The sequence below is a fragment of the Streptomyces sp. NPDC048417 genome (assembly GCF_040651615.1).
Taxonomy (GTDB): domain Bacteria; phylum Actinomycetota; class Actinomycetes; order Streptomycetales; family Streptomycetaceae; genus Streptomyces.
The window spans coordinates 1-18,749 of record NZ_JBEZKI010000034.1 but is presented as its reverse complement, the minus strand read 5'-3'; the positions used below and the strand labels follow the sequence as shown (position 1 = coordinate 18,749).

Genomic DNA, 18,749 nt, shown 5'->3' with positions numbered 1-18,749 from the left:
CCCGTCTACAGCTGCGCTAAGGGTACATAAAAATCTTTAGCTGTACGTCCAGAGATCGCTTCTCTACCGTCGAGAGCATGTCCAGCTCTCTCGCCGCCGCTGCCGCGGGTTTCGTCAGCGGCCTCTCGCTCATCGTGGCCATCGGCGCCCAGAACGCCTTCGTCCTGCGCCAGGGCGTCCGCCGGGACGCGGTCCTCGCCGTCGTCGGCATCTGCGCCCTGTCCGACGCGGCCCTCATCTCGCTCGGCGTCGGCGGGGTGGGCGCGCTGGTGGTGGCCTGGCCGGGCGCGGTGCGGGCGGTCGGTCTGGTCGGCGGCGCCTTCCTGCTCTGCTACGGCGTCCTGGCCGCCCGCCGGGTTCTGCGGCACGGCACCGGCGGCCTGCGCACCGAGGGCGTGGCGGCCGGTTCGCGGCGGCGGGCCGTGCTCACCTGCCTCGCCATGACCTGGCTGAACCCGCATGTCTACCTGGACACCGTGTTCCTGCTCGGCTCGCTCGCCGCCGACCGGGGCGACCTGCGCTGGACCTTCGGGCTCGGTGCCGCGCTGGCCAGCCTGTGCTGGTTCGCCGCGCTCGGCTTCGGCGCCCGGCTGCTCGGCCGGTACCTCGCCGAGCCGGCCGCCTGGCGGGTGCTGGACGGACTGGTGGCCCTGACCATGATCGGGCTCGGCCTGATGCTCCTGACGGGTTCCTGACGCCCAGGGGCCCTGGTGCGGTCGCATCCTGAGACAACCGGTTCGGCCGTCGCCGAAGTTGCTGGGATAGTGAACTGCACTCGAAAGATGTAGCGAGCACCAAGAGGACCAGGACACCAGGAACTCCGTGGACACCAGCGAGAGCGGCACCCCGTCCGGCATACAGCCCACCGAAGACACCACGGCGCCCCTGCCCCTGCCCCCGCCCCCTCCCCGGCGAGGCTGGCGCCGTTGGGCGATGGACACCCGCCCGCTGGCCGTCCCGGCCTACCGCCGGCTGTGGACCTCGACGATCGTCACCTCGGTCGGCAGCCAGCTCACCGCGGTGGCCGTGCCCAAGCAGATCTACGACATCACCGGGTCCTCGGCGTGGGTCGGCGCCGCGAGCCTCGCCGGACTGCTGCCGCTCGTCGTGTTCGCGCTGTGGGGCGGCGCGGTCGCCGACGCCATGGACCGCCGCAAGCTGCTGCTGATCACCAACTGCGGTATCGCCGTCACCTCGCTGCTGTTCTGGCTCCAGGCCGTCACCGGCCTCGAATCCGTGGTCGCGCTGATGGTCCTGCTCGCCATGCAGCAGGCGTTCTGGGGGCTGAACGCCCCCGCCCGTACCGCTTCCATCGCCCGGCTCGTCCCCGAGACGCAGCTGCCCGCGGCCAACGCCCTCGGGTCGACGGTCATGCAGACCGGGCAGGTGATCGGCCCGCTGCTGGCCGGTGCCCTGATTCCCGTCATCGGCCTGCCCGAGCTGTATCTGATCGACGCGCTGGCGCTGAGCGTGACGGTGTGGGCGGTCTACCGGCTGCCCGCGCTGCCGCCGCCGGCGCGGGCGACGGCCCGCCGGGCCGGGGTGCGGGAGATCGTGGCGGGGTTCCGCTACATCTCCATGCACAAGGTGCTGCTGCTGTCGTTCCTGGCCGACATCATCGCGATGGTCTTCGGCATGCCCCGCGCCCTGTTCCCGCAGCTGGCCGCCCAGACCTACGGCTCCTACGGCGAAGGGCTGGCGCTCGGCCTGCTGTTCGCGGCGATCCCCGTCGGCGCGGTGCTCGGCGGGCTCTTCTCCGGTACGTTCTCGCGGGCGCGCCGGCACGGCTGGATGGTGATCGGCGCGGTCGTCGGCTGGGGCGCCGCCATCGCCGGGTTCGGGCTCAGCCGCAACCTCTGGATGGCGGTCGCCTTCCTGGCCGCCGCCGGGGTCGCCGACATGGTCTCGATGGTCTTCCGGGGTGCGATCCTGCTGTCCGCCGCGACCGACGAGATGCGCGGCCGGATGCAGGGTGTGTTCACGGTGGTGGTCGCGGGCGGCCCGCGGCTGGCCGACGTCCTGCACGGCACCATGGGGTCGGTGTTCGGGCCGCGCGCGGCCGTCACGGGCGGTGGCCTGCTGGTCGTGGCTGTGATGCTGGCCCTGGCCGCCGCCGTGCCGGCCCTGCGCCGCTACCGCATCTGACCGCTATGCGGGCCGCCGCCCCACGTACGCGTCCAGCAGCTTGCCCCGGGTGACCTCCAGCCGGCTGGCGAGGATCTCGGCGACGGTCCGCACCAGCGAGAGCCCCAGCAGCGGATCCTCCACGCACAGCGCCAGCACGGCCGCGGCGTCGTACTCGTAGGCCCGCACCTGGCTGAAGGCCACCGCCCCGAAGTCCCAGGTGTACGGCGGGAACAGCCATGACCAGCCGAGCAGGTCACCGGCGCCCAGGCTGGCGACGGTGACCCGTTTGTGGGACGTCACCTCCTGGTCCAGGTTGACCGCTCCCGAGCGGATCACCCAGAAGCGGTCCGCGGTGCCGCCGGCCTCGAAGATGCGGGAGTCCTCGGGGAAGGAGACCTCCTGAGCCAGTTCCATGAGGCGCTCGCGCTGCGCCTGCGGGAGGGCGGTCAGCAGTTTGATGGCTTTGGTCATGGCGCGGGGCTCCTCGCCGGCGAGGGTACGGGGGCTTTCCCTACGCCCATTTCAGCCGCTGCCGCCGCACCGGGCACCTCGAAGGGCATGAGAATCGCCTGCCCGCAGCCGTCCGGGCGTAAAAAAGCCCTGGCTGGACGGGGGAGGCCAGCCAGGGCCGTCAAACGGTGGCGCGGGAGGACCTGACGTCGACTCCTCGACCACTTATGGATGAACGCTAAACCATCCAGGGCCGTTTCGGGTACCCGGGAACAGGCTACGTGACCTGTTTCACTCGGGGAAGCCCTTGCCGCCCCCCGGATGTGTTTGGCGGAGCCCCGACCGGTGAGCCGAACAAGGAGAGACCCGCGCGGACGGGCCCGTCAGACCAACCGGTCCACCATTCAGGGAGCGAAGGGATGCGCGAGACGTACGGGACCGAATCGGCAGTGATACCCATCGACTCCCGTCGGCCGTCGCTGCGGCCGGCCGAGGCCCGCAGAGCGGTCCGCGGCGCCATCGCCCGGCAGGCCGTGCCGTGCGCCGCCGAGGCGCTGAACGACGCCCTGCTCGTCACCTCGGAACTGACCACCAACGCGATCCTGCACGGTGGCGGGATCACCGGCTTCGACGTGGACGTCGAAGGATGCGCGGTACGCGTGTCGGTCAGCGACCGCAGCGATGCGGTACCGGTGGCCGCATCGGCCCCGGACGGGCGCGACCGCGGCCGGCCCGGCGGCCGGGGCTGGCCCATCGTCTGCCGGCTGGCCCGGGACGTGGAGGTCGCCGGACTGCCCCGCGGAGGCAAGCGCATCACCGCGATCGTGCCCCTGAACTGAGCCGGCCAACTGAAGTTCCCCGGACGGCGTTTGCGCCCGGAGCCAAGGGGCAGGCGGAGTTTCGTGCTTCGGACCGGAGGCGCGCGCCAGTGGGAGCGGTCATATCGCCCCGGGCCCCGCAGAGCGGTCCGGACGGTGCTCCCACGGCGACTCTGACACCGCAGTTCGGGTCGAGTCCCGGAACCACGTTCCGGTGATGCCCTGGAACCCACAGTTCAGGAGCGATTCCGCATGCTCACCGACTTGTCGAACGGCCGCCCCAGCACGCCCGGCCAGACCACGCACGCCCCGCCTCGGCGCTCGCACGACGACGCCCCCGACACCGCGTCCCTCTTCGCCCGGCTCGCCGCCCTCGGCGACGGCCCCGAGCGGGACGCCCTGCGTGACGAACTGGTGGCCGCCTGGCTCCCGATGGCCCACCGCATCGCCGGCCGCTTCCGCGACCGCGGCGAGTCCGTCGAGGACCTGCGCCAGGTCGCCGCACTAGGCCTGGTCAAGGCCGTCGACCGCTACGACCCCTCGCGCGGCGCCTTCGAGAGCTACGCGGTGCCGACCATCACCGGCGAGGTCAAGCGGCACTTCCGCGACCGGATGTGGGCGCTGCGGGTGCCCCGCCGGGTGCAGGAACTGCGCAACCGGGTGCGGGTGGCCCGCCGCGACCTCACCCAGAACCCCGGCTCCCCCGAACCTTCCGTCGCCGATGTGGCCGCCCACACCGGGCTGACCGAGCACGAGGTCAGCGCCGGCCTGGAGGCCCTGGAGAGCTTCAGCACCCTGTCCCTGGACGCCGAACTGGCCGCCGGCGAGGACGGTTACAGCCTCGCCGACACCCTCGGGGACGCCGACGGCTCCTACGACACCGTCGTCGACCGGGAGGCGGCCAAGGAGGGGCTGCGCCGGCTGCCCGAACGGGAGCGGGCCATCCTCTACATGCGCTTCTTCGAGGACATGACGCAGAGCCGGATCGCCGACCGCCTCGGCATCTCCCAGATGCACGTCTCCCGCCTCATCAGCCGCAGCTGCGCCCGCGTCCGGGCCGAAGCCCTCGGCCAGCAGTGATCCCCGTTCAGGCGGCGTGCGCCCGGACCGGCACCTGCAGCGGCCGGGCCAGGCCCGCCACCGCCTCGTCGAGGCGTTGCAGATGCCGCAACACGCGGTCGGTCACCCGGCCGTAGCGCGGGGCGCGCAGGGTGCCCGGCTCCAGCATCGCCGCGATGCTGGGGCCGGTCTCGATCTCGCGGGCGGGCCGCCGGTCGTCCACCTGGGCGGCGATCGCCTCGATGTTGTGCACGATCCGCTGCCCCGCCCCGCGCAGCCGGGGATCCGCCGCGATCGCCGGATGGGTGGGCAGCAACTCGGCCGTCGCCGCGAGCGACCGCGCGTGATACGCGCACGTCTCCAGGAGCGCCACCACATAGCGCGCGGTGTCCCGGCGGGACCGCAGCGGGGTGATCGGATGCGTCAACGGCTGGACCGCGGCCCGCAGGTCGGCCAGTGCCTGGTCCAGGTCGCGGGCCTTCTCCACCAGGTCGGCCGCGGGCGCCCCGCTCAACTGGTCGGCGGCGGCCCGGGTCACGTCGGCCAGCCGGTCCAGCGTGGTGACGAGCAGCTCGTCGGTACGGCGGTCGGTGTGCACCGGCAGCACCACCGCGGCCGCGATCACCCCGCAGACCGCGCCGAGCGCCGTCTCCCCGATCCGCAGCACCAGGACGTCCAGGCTGTAGGTGTTGAGCAGCGTGTACAGCAGGCCCAGCATCGCCGTCACGAAGAACGACATCAGGGTGTACGACAGCGGCGCCGAATAGAACATCGCGAAGACGAACACCAGCACCAGCCCGAACGCCGTCCAGGTGTGGTGCCCGACCAGCCCCGCCAGCCCGATGCCGGCCACCACGCCGAGGACCGTCCCCAGCAGCCGCCGGTAGCCCTTGACCAGGATCTCACCGGTGGACGCGGTGTTGATGAACACGATCCAGCAGGTCAGCACCGCCCAGTACCAGCGCTGGGCGGACAGGAACTCGCCGCCCACGATGGCCAGCGACGAGCCGACGGCCACCTGCACCGCCGCCCGCGTGGTGGGGCGGCGCAGCCCGGTGGCCTCCTCGGTCTCGCCTTCCTCCTCCTCGGCGACCTCGATGGCCGCGTCCTCGGCGTCCAGTTCCTCGCGGGACCGGGACGTGGCCGGGGTGTCGTCGGACTCGTCCTGCGGCCCGTCCAGCGCGATCCGCAGCCCCATGACCGCGCGGGCGGCCTCGCCGACCCCCCGGAAGACGTCCTGCACGGCGGGGTCGGCGGATGGCAGGTTCTCCTCCTCGCGGTAGCCGAGGAGCCGGTTGCGCAGCCGGGACAGCGCGGTCCCCGGCTGTGGCCCGGCCGGCCGCAGCACCAGCAGCCGCAGCGCCTCCAGGTCCAGGCGCAGCTGATCCAGCGCCTCGTCCCGGGCCGGCAGCGGGGGAGCCGTGGGCAGGTGGGCACCGGGCAGATGCAGGGTGAGGGTGTCCGCCCGCCGGGCGCTGCGCGCGGTGAGCAGCATCAACCCGAGCCGCTCGGCGGCGATCTCGGCGTCCGCGATCCGCCGCTGCACCAGCCGGGCCACCGCCTCGTCGGAGGTGCCGTCCGGGAGCCGCCCCTGGATCAGCAGCGCCGTCTCGTGCAGCCGGGCGGTCCTGACCCTGACCTCCTCCACCGCCTTGTCCAGCTCGTCCGGCCCGGCGTCGAGCAACTCCGCCTGCGCGGCCACCAGCTGGGCGAACCGGCCCCGGAAGGCCCGCCGCAGCCGGCCGAGGATGCCCGCCGGAGTCTGCGGCACGAGCACGAAGCGCGCCAGGGCCGCGCTGCCGAAGGCCACCGCGATCACGACGTACAGGCCCGGCAGCGCGGGCCCGGTCGCGTGCACGAACAGCGAGGCGAAGTAGATCTGGAAGCCGATCAGCCCCAGCGCCGTGCCCCGGTCGCCGAACCGCCGGCTGTAGACCGCGCAGAAGATGAGCGCCACGAAGAACAGGTCACCGATCACGACCCGCTGGTTGAGCAGCGCGCCCAGGGACATCGAGACCAGTGCCACCGGCAGCCCCAGGGCGAGCGTGACGGCCTGTTGGGAGCGCGCCTTCTCACGGATCGCGAAGGTGGCGACCATCGCCGTGATGGCCCCCGCCACCAGATGGGACACGTCGAGCCGCAGGGCCGCCAGGACGGCGAGCGTGAGCGCGATGGACAGGACCGTCCGCAGGCCGGCGGTGAGACGGAGCAGCCCGGGGTCGGCCGCCGCGAGCCGTCCCCGGACCTCCGCCCGCACCGACCGCCCCGCTGTGCTCACTTGGCCGCGCTCTGCGTCAGGCCGTGGCTTCGCCGGGGCCCTCGGCACGGGCCCGGACCTGCTCCGGGGTCAGATAGGTGTCCGTGTACTCGAAGTCCTTGAGCCGGGCGGGCTTGCGGGACTGGAAGCCGGTACGGACGAAATCGTCGCCGGCCAGCGCGTTCAGCAGCCAGTTGGTCGCCACCCGGGTCTTGGCCACGTTGGTGCGCAGCGCCGACCAGTGGTAGCCGCGGGCCACCGCCTGGGCGGGCAGCCCGCGCAGTTCGATACCCAGCGGCTTGGAGACCGCGTCCTTGCCGCCGAGGTCCACCACGAGCCCCAGGTCCTTGTGCACGTACGGGTGGAGCGGCTGGTTGCGCAGGGTCGCGATGACGTTGTCGGCGACCACCTTGCCCTGCCGCATGGCGTGCTGCGCGGTCGGCGGGCAGACCGCGCCCGCCTCGTCCTTCGACTTGTCCGGCACGGCGGCCGCGTCGCCGAGCGCGAACACCCCGTCGTGACCCGGCAGGGTCATCTCGGCGTCGACCGCGAGCCGCCCCCGGACCGTCTCCGCGCCCAGGGTGGCGATCAGCGGGCTGGCGACCACACCGGCGGTCCAGATCAGGGTGTGGGTGGGCACCACCCGGCCGTCGGTGAAGGTGACCTCCTCCGGGCCCGCCTTCTCGATCGACACCCCGAGGGAGACCTCGATGCCGCGGCGGCTCAGGATCTCCTGGGCGCTGCGGCCGAGCTTGTCGCCCAGCTCCGGCATCAGCTTCGGCGCGATGTCGATCAGATGCCACTTGATCAGCTTCGGGTCCAGGTTCGGATAGCGGTGCAGCGCCGCGTGCGTGAGCCGCTGCAGGCAGGCCGCGGTCTCGGTGCCCGCGTATCCGCCGCCGACCACCACGAACTGCAGCCGCGCGGCCCGCTCGACCGGATTGTCGCTGGCGTCGGCCAGGTCGAGCTGGGAGATGACGTGGTCACGGACGTAGGCGGCCTCGGCCAGGGTCTTCATCCCGAAGGCGTGCTCGGTCAGCCCCGGGATGTCGAAGGTGCGGGTGACGCTGCCCGGGGCCAGCACGATGTAGTCGTACCGCTCGTTCACCAGCTGGTCGGTGATGGTGCGGACGACGCACACCTTGGACTTGAGGTCCACGCCGATCGCACCGCCCGGGATGATCCGGGTGCGGTACCTCTTGCTGCGGCGCAGCGAGACGGCGATCGACTGGGGCGTCAGCACGCCCGAGGCGACCTGCGGCAGCAGCGGCAGATACAGCTGGTAGGAGGTCGGCGCCACCAGGGTGACGTCGGCCTCGTCCGGAGCGAGTTTGCGCTCCAGACGGCGTACGCATCCCACTCCGGCGAAGCCTGCGCCCACCACCAGGATCCTGGGTCGTGTCACGGTGTCCATCCCTTTCCGCTGCTCCAGGGGCCCGGGTCACGCCGTTCGCATGCCCTGGAACGCTTGCCTCGCACCAGTTCGATCCCACCGTGCCCGACGCCGTTCCGCCAGCCGGGCGGCGCAGGCAGACGAACGCATGGGCTCCAGCATGCCCCCGATCAAGAGGAGTAACCGGCTGTCGCACAGATATGCGCCGGACTTCCGTCCGGTACAAGGTCGTCCACGGCGATCACGTACGCCAGTAGAGTGCCCGCCATGGCGCACACCCAGCCCGGAACGGGCTTCCAGCAGCGGCACATCGACCCCGACCGCGTGGCCCCGCTGGTGGGCGCCCTGGACTCGCAGGACGCCAATCCCGGGGTACGACGGCTGCGTGCCTGGGCCGAGGAGGCGCTGGCGGTACGGCTCGGCGAGCGGCTCCTCGACGTCGGCTCCGGCACCGGCTCGCAGACCCGGGCACTGGCCGCCGCCGTCGGCCCGGACGGCGTCGCGATCGGTGTCGAGCCCAACCCGAGTCTGCGTGCGGTCGCCGAGGAGCGGTCCCCGGGCAGCCGGGTCCGCTTCGTCCACGGGGAGGCGGCCGAGCTGCCCGTCCCCGACGCTTCGATGGACCTGGTGTGGTGCGAACGGGTGCTCCAGCACCTCTCCGACCCCGACCGGGCCGTCGCCGAGATGGCCCGGGTGCTGCGGCCCGGCGGCCGGGTGGCGCTGCTGGACACCGACTGGGGGACCACTCTGCTGCACCCCGGCGACCCGGCGACCGTACGCGCGCTGACCGCGGCCGCCCTCAACGGCGCCAACCCCTACTCCGGGCGCCGCCTGGTCGGCCAGCTCACCGCGGCCGGGTTCGTGGTGGACGACCGCGGCTCGCAGGCCCTGCTCCAGGACCACCGCACGGTCGCCTGGCCGCTGATCCGCATGCTCGGCGAGGCCGCCGTGCGCACCGGCGCCCTCACCGAGGAACAGCGGGACACCCTGTACGCCGACCTCACCGAGGCCGCCGAGCAGGGGTCGCTGCACATGTCGGTGACGATGTTCGGAGTGGTCGCACACCGCCCGGAGTGACCGCGCCCGTCGCTCACCGGGGCCGGAACCCGCCGCTCACCACGGCAGGAAGACGTGGATGTCCTTGCCGGTCTCGGTGACGACCACGCTGACCTGGTCGCACAGGGTGTGCAGCAGGTGCCAGCCGACACCGCCCCCGCCGTGCTGCGGATGGAAGGGGCGCGGCTGGGGCTGGACCCGGCTGGTGTCGTGCATGGTGATGTGCACACCGTCGTACGTGCGTCGCATGTGCAGCTCGAAGGGGCCCGGCGCGTACTGGACGACATTGGCGGCCAGCTCCGTCACGACCAGCAGGATGTCGTCCCAGCACTCGGCGGCGTTGGGCGGCGAGGTACGGGCGAGGTCGGCGAGATAGCCGTCCACGGCCAGCCGGGCGCCGGTGACATTGCGCAGCTCGCCGGGGAAGGAGACCGTGCGTTCAGGGGTCTCCTCCGTGGAGCGTCCGCGGTCGCGCCGTGGCCCGGTCGACATGTCGTCTCTCCCGGCCCCGGGGGGGTCTCAGGGCCGTGCTCACTGTCGGATCTTTCCCCTCGCGGCGAGTTCCCACTGCCGCATCGGCTAAGCGTGCCGCACTCAGCGGAACACGTCGTCCGAGTCCTCCCAGTCGGCCGGCTCCGCCGGGCCCGGCCGGCGCACGGCGCGCGAGCGGGCCTGGTACATGGCGTCGATCTCGGCCGCGTAGTGGCGCGCTATGGCGTCCCGGCGCAGCTTCATCGACGGCGTGAGCATACCGTTGCCCGGGGCGAACGGTTCCTGGAGGACCCGGTAGACCCGGATCGACTCGGAGCGGGACACCACACTGTTGGCGGACGCGATGGCCCGGGCGATCTCCTCGCGCAGCGCGTTCTCCTCGCGCGCCTCCCGCCCCGGCGAGTCTCCCGGCAGCGACAGGGCACCCCGCCAGTGCGCCAGGAAGTCCGGGTCCAGGGTGATCAGCGCACCCACACAGGGCCGGTCGTCGCCGACGACCACCGCCTGGTGCACCAGCGGATGCATCCGCAGCCGCTGCTCCAGCGGGGCCGGGGCCACGCTCTTGCCGCTGCTGGTGATGATGATGTCCTTCTTGCGGCCCGTGATGGTCAGATAGCCCTCGGGGTCGAGCCGCCCGATGTCCCCGGTGGCCAGCCAGCCGCCGCGCAGCGCGGCCCGGGTCGCGTAGTTGTCACCGACGTACCCCTGGAACACGGACGGCCCGCGCACCAGGATCTCGCCGTCGTCGGCGACCTGGATCTGGGTGCCCGGCAGGGCCTGGCCGACCGTGCCGGACTTCTCACGGCCCAGCGGCTGCATGGTGATCCCGCCGCTGGACTCGGTCAGCCCGTAGCCGTCGTGCACGGGAACGCCGATGCCCTCGTAGAACAGGGTGAGTTCACGGCTGAGCGACGAGCCGCCGGAGGTGGCCCGCAGGACCCGCCCGCCGAGCGCCGCCCGCAGCCTGCGGTACACCGTCCGCTCGTACAGGGCGTGTTGCAGCCGAAGATCGAAGCCCGGACCCGCCCCGGTGCCCAGCCGCCCCCGCTCCTGGGCGGCGGCGAAGTCCCGCGCGGTCTCCGCGGCCCGCTCGAACAGGGTCCCCCGGCCCGTCTGCTGGGCGGTGCGCAGGAAAGTCTTGTACAGCTTCTCCAGCACCGAAGGCACGGCGTACAGGTAGGTCGGTCTGAAGGTGCCCAGCGCCGACGCCAGCGCGATCTCCGACATCTCCGGCTCGTGGCCCATCATGATTCCGCCGCGCAGACAGAGGACCATCACCATCAGGCCGTACACGTGCGAGAACGGCAAGTAGGCGAGCACGGAGGCCTGTTCGCCGGGACGTGCGGCGGTGTGCCCCCAGCCCGCGAGCAGGGTGTCGCACGGGTACGCCAGACCCTGGTGGCTCAGCGCGCAGCCCAGCGGACGGCCCGAGGTGCCCGAGGTGTAGGTGATCGCCGCCGTGGAGTCCGGCATCACGATCCGGCGCAGCGACTCCACCGTGGTCAGCGGGACGAACTCGCCCTGCTGCACCAGGTCGGCCAGCGCTCCCGCGTCCAGCTGCCAGACATGCTTGAGCCCGGGCAGGCCCTCGCACACCGTGCCGACGGTCATCACCGCCAGCTCGTCCTCGACCACCACGGCCACACAACGGGCGTCCCGCAGGATCCACTCGACCTGGTCCCGGGCGGAGGTCGGATGGATCGGCACCACCTCCGCGCCCACTGACCACAGCGCGAGACAGAACACCGTCCACTCGTAGCGCGTACGCGCCATCATGGCCACCCGATGACCGGGCGAGATACCCGACGCGATCAGGCCCTTGGCCAAGTCGACCACTTCGTCACGCAGTTCGACCGCGGAGATCTCCTGCCAGCCCGCGGCGGTGGCATCGGGCCGGCGCGCCAGCACCGGCAGGGTCGGGTTCCGGTCCGCCGTCTCGAAAATGCTGTCGGCGAGCCCGCCGGCCAGGGTCGAAGCGGTAGTCGGAGCGAGGGCGTAGTCGCGCATGCGCTGCTCCTGGTTGTACGGAGGGTGACCCCACCGATCGGTACTGTTGTCGACGCGGGTCGAATCTAGCCCAGGGGAGCACGGCCTGTGTCGGGAATGGTCAACTAGTTTCCGCCTGGTGACCGGAGCTCAGCCCTGGGTACGGCGCACACACTCGACGACGACATCCCGCAGGCTGCCCGTGCGCTCCAGGAAAGATCGCTGCTCGCGGGCGCCGTTACCCCTGTGCAGCACCTGTGCGACGGCCTCCTCGACACCCCCGGCGTCACCGCTGGCGGTGAGCGCCTCCTCGGTGTGCAGCAGCAGGGCGCGCACCACCTCGACGGCCGGCCGGGGCCGCATGGTCGCCGGATCGAGCAGTTCCTGGTCCAGTCCGGAGCGGGCGGCCTGCCAGGAGGCCAGCCGGAGCATGCTCACGCTGTGGTCGAGCGGCGGCCGGCCGGCCCGCCAGTCGCGGGCGGCCGTCTCCACCAGGGCACGGGCCAGGGTGGCCACGAGGACGGTGGTGTCCGCCCGCAGGCACACGTCGGCCACCCGGATCTCCACCGTCGGGTAGTGCACCGACAGTCGGGCGTCGAAGTACACCATCCCCGTGTCGAGGATGACCCCGCTGGCCACCATGTCCGCGACCCGTTGCCGATACCCCTCGGCCGAGCCGAACAGCTCGGTCGGCCCCGCCGACGGGCCGCGTGCCCACAGCCGGCTGCGGAAACTGGCATAACCGGAGTCCCGGCCCTGCCAGAACGGCGAGTTGGCGCTCAGCGCACGCAGCGCCGGAAGCCAGGGCCGCAGCCGGTCCAGGACGGCGACGCCCTCCTCGTCGGACTCCACCGACACATGCACATGGCAGCCGCACACGAACTGGTCCAGCGTGGCGCTGCCGAACCGCCCGGCCATCCACCGGTACCGCTCGTGCGCGCTGAGCGCGGGCGTGACCGGCAGCGGGCAGGTGGCGAGCGCCGCCACCGCACAGCCGATCTCCCCGGCGAGCCGGGCCGCCTCCTTGCGGCAGCGCGCGATCTCGGCACCCAGGTCCGCCATGTGCAGCTGCGGGCTGGTGGCCAGCTCCAGCATCTGCCCGAACAGTTCCTTCTGGAACACCGCCTGTCCGGGATCGTCCAACGCGGCACGGTCCAGGACGGCCGCCGACTGGGGCATCGGCTCCCCGCTGTCCGGGTGGACCAGCAGAAGTTCTTCCTCCACTCCGACGGTACGCAGCACCGAGGACCGCCCTCCAGCCGGGCCGCGACCGGGCGCGGCGGGGTCTTTCATCCCGAACTGCCCCGGCCCGGCCGCCCGGACACGTGACGGCGTCGTCGGCGGCCTACGGGGCGACGGGCTCCAGCCACACCGTGCCGAGCGGCGGCAGCGTCAGCCGCACAGCGCCCTCGTCGGTCAGCAGCGGCCCCCGGCTGACGACGTCCCCGCCGCCGTACCGCGCGCTGTCGGTGTTGAGGATCTCGCGCCAGACGGCGGCGCTCCCGGGCACGCTCAGCCGGTAGTCGGGACGGACCACGGGGGAGAGGTTGGACACCGCCAGCAGCGGCCGGGCCTCGGCGTCGAACCTCAGGAAGGCGAAGACGTTGTCCTCGGCCGCGTCCCCCAGGACCCACTGGAAACCCGCCGGATCGGTGTCCCGCTGCCACAGGGCGGGATGCGTGCGGTACACGGAATTGAGATCGCGGACCAGATCCCGGACACCCCGGTGATCGGCCTCGGCGCCGTACTCCGGGTCGAGCAGCCACCAGTCGGGGCCGTGGGCCTCCGACCACTCCGCGCCCTGGGCGAACTCCTGACCCATGAAGAGCAGCTGTTTGCCGGGATGGGCCCACATGAAGCCCAGATAGGCGCGGTGATTGGCGCGTTGCTGCCACCAGTCGCCGGGCATCTTCGACACCAGGGCCTGCTTCCCGTGCACGACCTCGTCGTGCGAGATGGGCAGCACGTAGTTCTCGCTGTACGCGTACACCATCGAGAAGGTCATCTCGTCGTGGTGGTACTTGCGGTGGACCGGCTCGTGCCGGATGTACTCCAGCGAGTCGTGCATCCAGCCCATGTTCCACTTCAGACCGAACCCCAGCCCGCCGCTGTCGGTGGGCCGGGTCACCCCGTCCCAGGCGGTGGACTCCTCGGCGATGGTCACCACGCCCGGCGCACGCCGGTACACGGTCGCGTTCATCTCCTGGAGGAACGCCACCGCGTCCAGGTCCTCACGCCCGCCGAACACGTTCGGTGTCCACTGCCCGGAGTCCCGCGAGTAGTCGAGGTAGAGCATCGAGGCGACCGCGTCCACCCGGAGCCCGTCGATGTGGAACTCCTCGCACCAGTACACCGCGTTGGCGACCAGGAAGTTGCGGACCTCCACCCGGCCCAGGTCGAACTCGTAGGTCCCCCAGTCCGGATGCTCGGCCCGCCGCTCGTCCCCGGGCTCGTACAGCGGGTCCCCGTCGAAGCGGGCCAGCGCCCAGTCGTCCTTGGGGAAGTGGGCGGGCACCCAGTCCATGATCACGCCGATCCCGGCCCGGTGCAGGGCGTCGATCAGGTACTTGAAGTCGTCCGGAGAGCCGAGCCGCGAGGTCGGCGCGTAGAAGCCGGTGACCTGGTAGCCCCAGGAGCCGCCGAAGGGGTGCTCGGCGACCGGCATGAACTCGACATGGCTGAAGCCCAGGTCGTTGACGTACGCGGGGAGTTCCTCCGCCAGCTGCCGGTAGGTCGATCCCGGCCGCCAGGACGGCAGATGCACCTCGTACACCGAGAACGGGGCCTCGTGCACCGGGGTGTCGCCCCGGTGCGCCATCCACTGCGCGTCACTCCACTCGTGGCGGGAGACCGCCACGATCGACGCGGTCGCGGGCGGCACCTCGGTACGGCGGGCCATCGGGTCGGCCTTGAGGAACCGGCCGCCGTACCGGGAGGTGATCTCGAACTTGTACCGGGCCCCCTCGCCCACACCCGGCAGGAACAGCTCCCACACCCCGGCCGCGCCCAGCGAGCGCATCGGGTACTGCGTGCCGTCCCAGCAGGTGAAGTCCCCGGCCACCCGCACGCCTTGCGCGTTCGGCGCCCACACCGTGAACCGGGTACCGGTCACCCCTTCGTGGGTCATCGGCTCGGCACCGAGCGCCTTCCACAGCTGCTCGTGCCGTCCCTCACGGATCAGATGCAGGTCGAACTCACCGAGCGCGGGCAGGAAGCGGTACGGGTCGTGCACCTCCTGCTCGCCGCCGTCGCCGTCCTCGTATGCGACGAGCAGTGTGTACGAAGGGAGTTCGGCATACGGGAGTACGGCCGCGAAGAACCCGTCGTCCTCGGGCGTCAGAGGGATGCGCGCCCCGTCGACGAGCACGCTCACGGCACGTGCGTGCGGACGCAGCGCGCGGACGAGGGTGCCGCCGTCCACCGGGTGGGCGCCGAGCACGCCGTGCGGATCGTGGTGGGCGCCCGAGAGCAGGCGGCCGCGGTCTTCGGCGTCCAGCGGCGGGGCCGTGGCACGGGACTGGCCGGAAGGCTCGGGAAGCGAAGAGTCGCGCAGGGCCATGAGGTCAGCCTCCCCAGCGGGCGAGCCGCTCGATCGCGGCCATGGGAACCGGAAGCCAGGCCGGCCGGTGCCGGGCTTCGTACACCACTTCGTACACCGCGCGGTCCGTCTCGTGGGCGCGCAGCAACGCGTGCTTCTTCCGCGGGTCCCAGCCGGCCCGGGCAGCGTAACCCGCGCAGTAGGCCTCCCGGCAGCGGCGGGCCCACTCCGGGCGCCAGGGGCGGCGCTGCCGGGCCGCGTAGTCGAAGGACCGCAGCATGCCGGCCACGTCCCGCACCGGGGACTGGGTGCTGCGCCGCTCGGCGAGCGGACGGGACGGCTCGCCCTCGAAGTCGATGACGAACCACTCACGGTCCGCTCGCAGCACCTGCCCGAGATGCAGATCGCCGTGGATCCGCTGGGCGTGCGGCACCGCGTCACAGGTGGCGAGCGCGTCGAAGGCACCCCGCAGCCCCGGCACGTACGGCCGCAGCGCCGGCACCGCGTGCGCGGCCGCTTCCAGCCGCGCCGACATGGCCTCCGCGGTACGGCCGTGTTCGTCGTGGACGGCGGACGGGAAGGCGGCGGCGAGCGCGAGATGCACGTCCGCGGTGGCCCGGCCCAGCTCGTGCGCCTCGATGGCGAAGTCGTCACCGGCCGCGAGCGCGCGCAGCGCGAGGGTCCAGCCGTCGGCCGCGTCCGGCAGGAAGGGCTGCAGCACCCCGAGGGTCGCCGGGCTCGGCTCGGTGGTGCGGAACCAGGCCACCGGCGCGGGCACCCGCGCACAGCCCTGCGCGGCCAGCGCCCCGGGCACCTCCAGGTCCGGGTTGATGCCGGGCTGGATCCGCCGGAACACCTTCAGGATGTAGGAATCGCCGTACACCAGGGAGGAGTTGGACTGCTCGGCGGCCAGCAGGCGGGGCGCGAGTCCACCGGGTATCCGGGTCCGCGGGGCGCTCTCGAAACGCAGCGGGCCGACCGTGCCGGGCATCCGCAGCCGGTCAAGGAGCAGTTCGGCCGCACGGGGGTCCTGCAGGGCGTCGTACACCGCGAGTCCGGCCAGCGGGCCCTCCTCGGCCCGGCCGATGTACGCCCGCTCCAGCCGGGGGGTGCGGTGTTCGCGTACGCCGAGCAGGAGCTGGTAGCAGTCACCGGAAGGGACGCTGTCCCCGCCGGGGGAGTGGTCGGCGTGGACGAGCAGATGCAGACAGCCGGGAAAGAGCTCGGTCAGGGACAGTACGGAGAGGTCCGTGACGGGCCGGTCCTTGCCCGCGAACCAGCGCTGCCGGGGCAGCCAGTCGCGCAGCAGCCCGCCGAGCGAGGCCAGCGGCCGGTCGAGGCCGGTGGCCGCCGTGCTCCGGGGGAGGTCAACGGTCTTCGTCATCGTGACGCGTCCTTTCCTCGGCTCCGCACGCTCAGCGCCGACGGCCGATGCGGGAGGCGACTCGGGAGAGCCGGAACCAGTAGAAGCCGTGCCCCGCGAGGGTCAGCAGGTAGGGCAGTTCACCGATGGCGGGGAACCGCACCCCGCCGATCATCTCGACCGGATGCCGGCCGTCGTAGACCCGCAGATCGAGTTCGGTGGGCTGGGCGAACCGGGAGAAGTTGTGCACGCACAGGACGAGGTCGTCCCCTCCTTCCTCTGACAAGGGAGCCTCCCGCAGGAAGGCGATCACCGCCGGGTTCGACGACTGCAACTCCGTGAACGTGCCGAGCCCGAACGCGGGATTCTGTTTGCGGATCTCGATCATCCGGCGCGTCCAGTGCAGCAGCGAGGACGGCGAGGACATGGACGCCTCGACGTTGGTGACCTGGTAGCCGTAGACCGGGTCCATGATGGTCGGCAGGTAGAGACGTCCCGGGTCGCAGGTCGAGAAGCCGGCGTTGCGGTCGGGGGTCCACTGCATGGGGGTGCGGACGGCGTCGCGGTCGCCGAGCCAGATGTTGTCGCCCATGCCGATCTCGTCGCCGTAGTAGAGGATCGGCGAGCCGGGCAGGGAGAGCAGCAGGGCGGTGAACAGCTCGATCTGGTTGCGGTCGTTGTCGAGGAGTGTGGCCAGCCGCCTGCGGATGCCGATGTTGGCGCGCATCCGCGGGTCCTTCGCGTACTCGGCCCACATGTAGTCGCGTTCCTCGTCGGTGACCATTTCGAGGGTCAGCTCGTCGTGGTTGCGCAGGAAGATGCCCCACTGGCAGCCGGAGGGGATGGCGGGGGTCTTGGCGAGGATTTCCGAGACGGGGTAGCGGGATTCCCGGCGCACCGCCATGAAGATGCGGGGCATGACGGGGAAGTGGAACGCCATGTGGCACTCGTCGCCGCCCTTTTCGTAGTCGCCGAAGTAGTCGACGACGTCCTCGGGCCACTGGTTCGCCTCCGCCAGCAGGACGGTGTCCGGATACATCGCGTCGATCTCGCGGCGGACCCGCCTCAGGAACTCATGGGTGGGCGGCAGGTTCTCGCAGTTGGTGCCCTCGCGCTGGTACAGATACGGCACCGCGTCCAGGCGGAAGCCGTCGATGCCCAGGTCCAGCCAGAACTTCAGCGCGGAGAGGATCTCCTCCTGGACGGCCGGGTTCTCGTAGTTGAGGTCCGGCTGGTGGGAGAAGAAGCGGTGGAAGTAGTACTGGCCGCGCACCGGATCGAAGGTCCAGTTGGAGACCTCGGTGTCGACGAAGATGATCCGCGCGTCCTGGTACTGCTTGTCGTCGTCCGCCCACATGTAGAAGTCGCCGTACGGCCCCTCGGGGTTCTTCCGGGACTCCTGGAACCACGGGTGCTGGTCGCTGGTGTGGTTCATGACGAAGTCGATGATCACGCGCATGCCGCGCTGGTGGGCGGCGTCGACGAACTCCACGAAGTCGGCGAGGTCACCGAACTCGGGGAGTACGGCGGTGTAGTCGGAGACGTCGTAACCGCCGTCCCGCAGCGGGGACTTGAAGAACGGGGGCAGCCAGAGGCAGTCGACACCGAGCCACTGCAGGTAGTCGAGCTTCGCGGTCAGACCCTTGAGGTCGCCGATGCCGTCACCGTCGCTGTCCTGGAAGGAACGCACCAGAACCTCGTAGAAGACGGCGCGTTTGAACCACTCCGGGTCCCGGTCCTTGGCAGGCGTGTCCTCGAAGGTGTCCTGGACGGGGTCGTTGACAGTCATGACGCGCTGGGCCCTCCGTTCGCTGGTGTCGGTCGCCCTACCTGGAGCACATGCGCCGGCGCCCGGCCGGGTGTGAGACGTACATAGTTGGTCCTGCCCCACGAGTAGGTCTCACCTGTCAGTTCGTCCCGCACGGACAGGGCGGAGTTGCTGTCCAGGCCGAGTCGCGGCATGTCCAACGAGACCGTGGCCTCCTGGGTGTGGTGCGGATCAAGGTTGACGACCACCAGGACGGTGTCCGTCCCGGCGCGCTTGCTGTACGCGATGACGGAGTCGTTGTCGGTGTGGTGGAAGCTCAGGTCGCGCAGCTGCTGGAGTGCGGGGTGCCTGCGCCGGACGGTGTTGAGGCGGGTGATGAGAGGCGCGATGCCCTCGGTGTCGGCGCGGGTCCAGTCGCGGGGTTTGAGCTGGTACTTCTCGG

General features: G+C 71.6%; 15 protein-coding genes. 5 read left to right on the top strand and 10 right to left on the bottom strand.

All coding sequences use genetic code 11. The features are described 5' to 3' along the window. Nucleotides 1–77 precede the first annotated feature (77 nt). Nucleotides 78–695, top strand: a complete 618-nt coding sequence (locus AB0D59_RS40635; RefSeq protein WP_362576291.1) for a LysE family transporter — start codon at nucleotides 78–80, stop codon at nucleotides 693–695. 160 nt (nucleotides 696–855) lie between these two features. Continuing rightward, nucleotides 856–2,145, top strand: coding sequence for an MFS transporter (locus tag AB0D59_RS40630; protein ID WP_362576397.1), 1,290 nt, complete (start codon nucleotides 856–858; stop codon nucleotides 2,143–2,145). A 3-nt stretch (nucleotides 2,146–2,148) separates the two neighbouring features. On the opposite strand, the gene AB0D59_RS40625 is transcribed toward AB0D59_RS40630, so the two are convergent. Continuing rightward, the gene (locus AB0D59_RS40625) at nucleotides 2,149–2,598 is read right to left on the bottom strand and encodes a cyclic nucleotide-binding domain-containing protein (RefSeq protein ID WP_362576290.1); all 450 of its coding nucleotides are present in this window, start codon (nucleotides 2,596–2,598) and stop codon (nucleotides 2,149–2,151) included. Between the two features lie 398 nt (nucleotides 2,599–2,996). On the opposite strand from AB0D59_RS40625, the gene AB0D59_RS40620 reads away from it, so the two are divergent. Further along, nucleotides 2,997–3,416, top strand: a complete 420-nt coding sequence (locus AB0D59_RS40620) for an ATP-binding protein (protein WP_362576288.1) — start codon at nucleotides 2,997–2,999, stop codon at nucleotides 3,414–3,416. Between the two features lie 231 nt (nucleotides 3,417–3,647). Further along, nucleotides 3,648–4,475, top strand: coding sequence for a SigB/SigF/SigG family RNA polymerase sigma factor (locus AB0D59_RS40615; protein ID WP_362576286.1), 828 nt, complete (start codon nucleotides 3,648–3,650; stop codon nucleotides 4,473–4,475). Nucleotides 4,476–4,482: 7 nt separating this feature from the next. Here AB0D59_RS40615 and AB0D59_RS40610 read toward each other — a convergent pair whose 3' ends face one another. Both AB0D59_RS40610 and AB0D59_RS40605 read right to left on the bottom strand, forming a co-directional pair. Further along, nucleotides 4,483–6,732, bottom strand: coding sequence for an FUSC family protein (locus tag AB0D59_RS40610; protein WP_362576285.1), 2,250 nt, complete (start codon nucleotides 6,730–6,732; stop codon nucleotides 4,483–4,485). Between the two features lie 16 nt (nucleotides 6,733–6,748). Continuing rightward, nucleotides 6,749–8,125 (bottom strand): NAD(P)/FAD-dependent oxidoreductase, encoded by a 1,377-nt coding sequence (locus AB0D59_RS40605; protein WP_362576283.1) that lies wholly within the window; start codon nucleotides 8,123–8,125, stop codon nucleotides 6,749–6,751. Nucleotides 8,126–8,371: 246 nt separating this feature from the next. Here AB0D59_RS40605 and AB0D59_RS40600 point away from each other — a divergent pair, with 246 nt between their 5' ends. Beyond that, a complete protein-coding gene (locus tag AB0D59_RS40600; RefSeq protein ID WP_362576281.1) occupies nucleotides 8,372–9,181 on the top strand; it encodes a methyltransferase domain-containing protein in 810 nt (269 codons plus the stop codon). Nucleotides 9,182–9,217: 36 nt separating this feature from the next. On the opposite strand, the gene AB0D59_RS40595 is transcribed toward AB0D59_RS40600, so the two are convergent. The 7 genes from AB0D59_RS40595 to AB0D59_RS40565 all read right to left on the bottom strand — a co-directional run. Then, a complete protein-coding gene (locus AB0D59_RS40595; RefSeq protein WP_362576279.1) occupies nucleotides 9,218–9,652 on the bottom strand; it encodes an ATP-binding protein in 435 nt (144 codons plus the stop codon). A gap of 102 nt (nucleotides 9,653–9,754) precedes the next feature. Beyond that, the gene (locus AB0D59_RS40590; protein ID WP_362576277.1) at nucleotides 9,755–11,659 is read right to left on the bottom strand and encodes an AMP-dependent synthetase/ligase; all 1,905 of its coding nucleotides are present in this window, start codon (nucleotides 11,657–11,659) and stop codon (nucleotides 9,755–9,757) included. Between the two features lie 129 nt (nucleotides 11,660–11,788). After that, nucleotides 11,789–12,877, bottom strand: a complete 1,089-nt coding sequence (locus AB0D59_RS40585; RefSeq protein WP_362576396.1) for a glutamate--cysteine ligase — start codon at nucleotides 12,875–12,877, stop codon at nucleotides 11,789–11,791. 106 nt (nucleotides 12,878–12,983) lie between these two features. Continuing rightward, nucleotides 12,984–15,197 carry a 1,4-alpha-glucan branching enzyme gene (gene glgB / locus AB0D59_RS40580; protein WP_362576275.1) on the bottom strand — a complete coding sequence of 738 codons (2,214 nt, stop codon included), beginning with the start codon at nucleotides 15,195–15,197 and terminating at the stop codon, nucleotides 12,984–12,986. Between the two features lie 4 nt (nucleotides 15,198–15,201). Further along, nucleotides 15,202–16,560, bottom strand: a complete 1,359-nt coding sequence (locus AB0D59_RS40575; RefSeq protein WP_362576273.1) for a maltokinase — start codon at nucleotides 16,558–16,560, stop codon at nucleotides 15,202–15,204. Between the two features lie 31 nt (nucleotides 16,561–16,591). Next, entirely contained in the window at nucleotides 16,592–18,328 is a 1,737-nt protein-coding gene (gene treS, locus AB0D59_RS40570) for a maltose alpha-D-glucosyltransferase (RefSeq protein ID WP_362576271.1), read from the bottom strand. Beyond that, a partial coding sequence (locus AB0D59_RS40565; protein WP_362576269.1) for an alpha-glucosidase C-terminal domain-containing protein occupies nucleotides 18,325–18,749 on the bottom strand: 425 nt, incomplete at its 5' end. The genes treS and AB0D59_RS40565, both read right to left, overlap by 4 nt.

What these genes read in the sequence shown, in the direction of transcription:
- treS (WP_362576271.1), bottom strand. Translation starts at nt 18,328, where the DNA reads ATGACTGTCAACGACCCCGTCCAGGACACCTTCGAGGACACGCCTGCC.
- AB0D59_RS40590 (WP_362576277.1), bottom strand. Translation starts at nt 11,659, where the DNA reads ATGCGCGACTACGCCCTCGCTCCGACTACCGCTTCGACCCTGGCCGGC.
- AB0D59_RS40605 (WP_362576283.1), bottom strand. Translation starts at nt 8,125, where the DNA reads ATGGACACCGTGACACGACCCAGGATCCTGGTGGTGGGCGCAGGCTTC.
- AB0D59_RS40625 (WP_362576290.1), bottom strand. Translation starts at nt 2,598, where the DNA reads ATGACCAAAGCCATCAAACTGCTGACCGCCCTCCCGCAGGCGCAGCGC.
- AB0D59_RS40620 (WP_362576288.1), top strand. Translation starts at nt 2,997, where the DNA reads ATGCGCGAGACGTACGGGACCGAATCGGCAGTGATACCCATCGACTCC.
- AB0D59_RS40595 (WP_362576279.1), bottom strand. Translation starts at nt 9,652, where the DNA reads ATGTCGACCGGGCCACGGCGCGACCGCGGACGCTCCACGGAGGAGACC.
- AB0D59_RS40615 (WP_362576286.1), top strand. Translation starts at nt 3,648, where the DNA reads ATGCTCACCGACTTGTCGAACGGCCGCCCCAGCACGCCCGGCCAGACC.
- glgB (WP_362576275.1), bottom strand. Translation starts at nt 15,197, where the DNA reads ATGGCCCTGCGCGACTCTTCGCTTCCCGAGCCTTCCGGCCAGTCCCGT.
- AB0D59_RS40635 (WP_362576291.1), top strand. Translation starts at nt 78, where the DNA reads ATGTCCAGCTCTCTCGCCGCCGCTGCCGCGGGTTTCGTCAGCGGCCTC.
- AB0D59_RS40600 (WP_362576281.1), top strand. Translation starts at nt 8,372, where the DNA reads ATGGCGCACACCCAGCCCGGAACGGGCTTCCAGCAGCGGCACATCGAC.
- AB0D59_RS40575 (WP_362576273.1), bottom strand. Translation starts at nt 16,560, where the DNA reads ATGACGAAGACCGTTGACCTCCCCCGGAGCACGGCGGCCACCGGCCTC.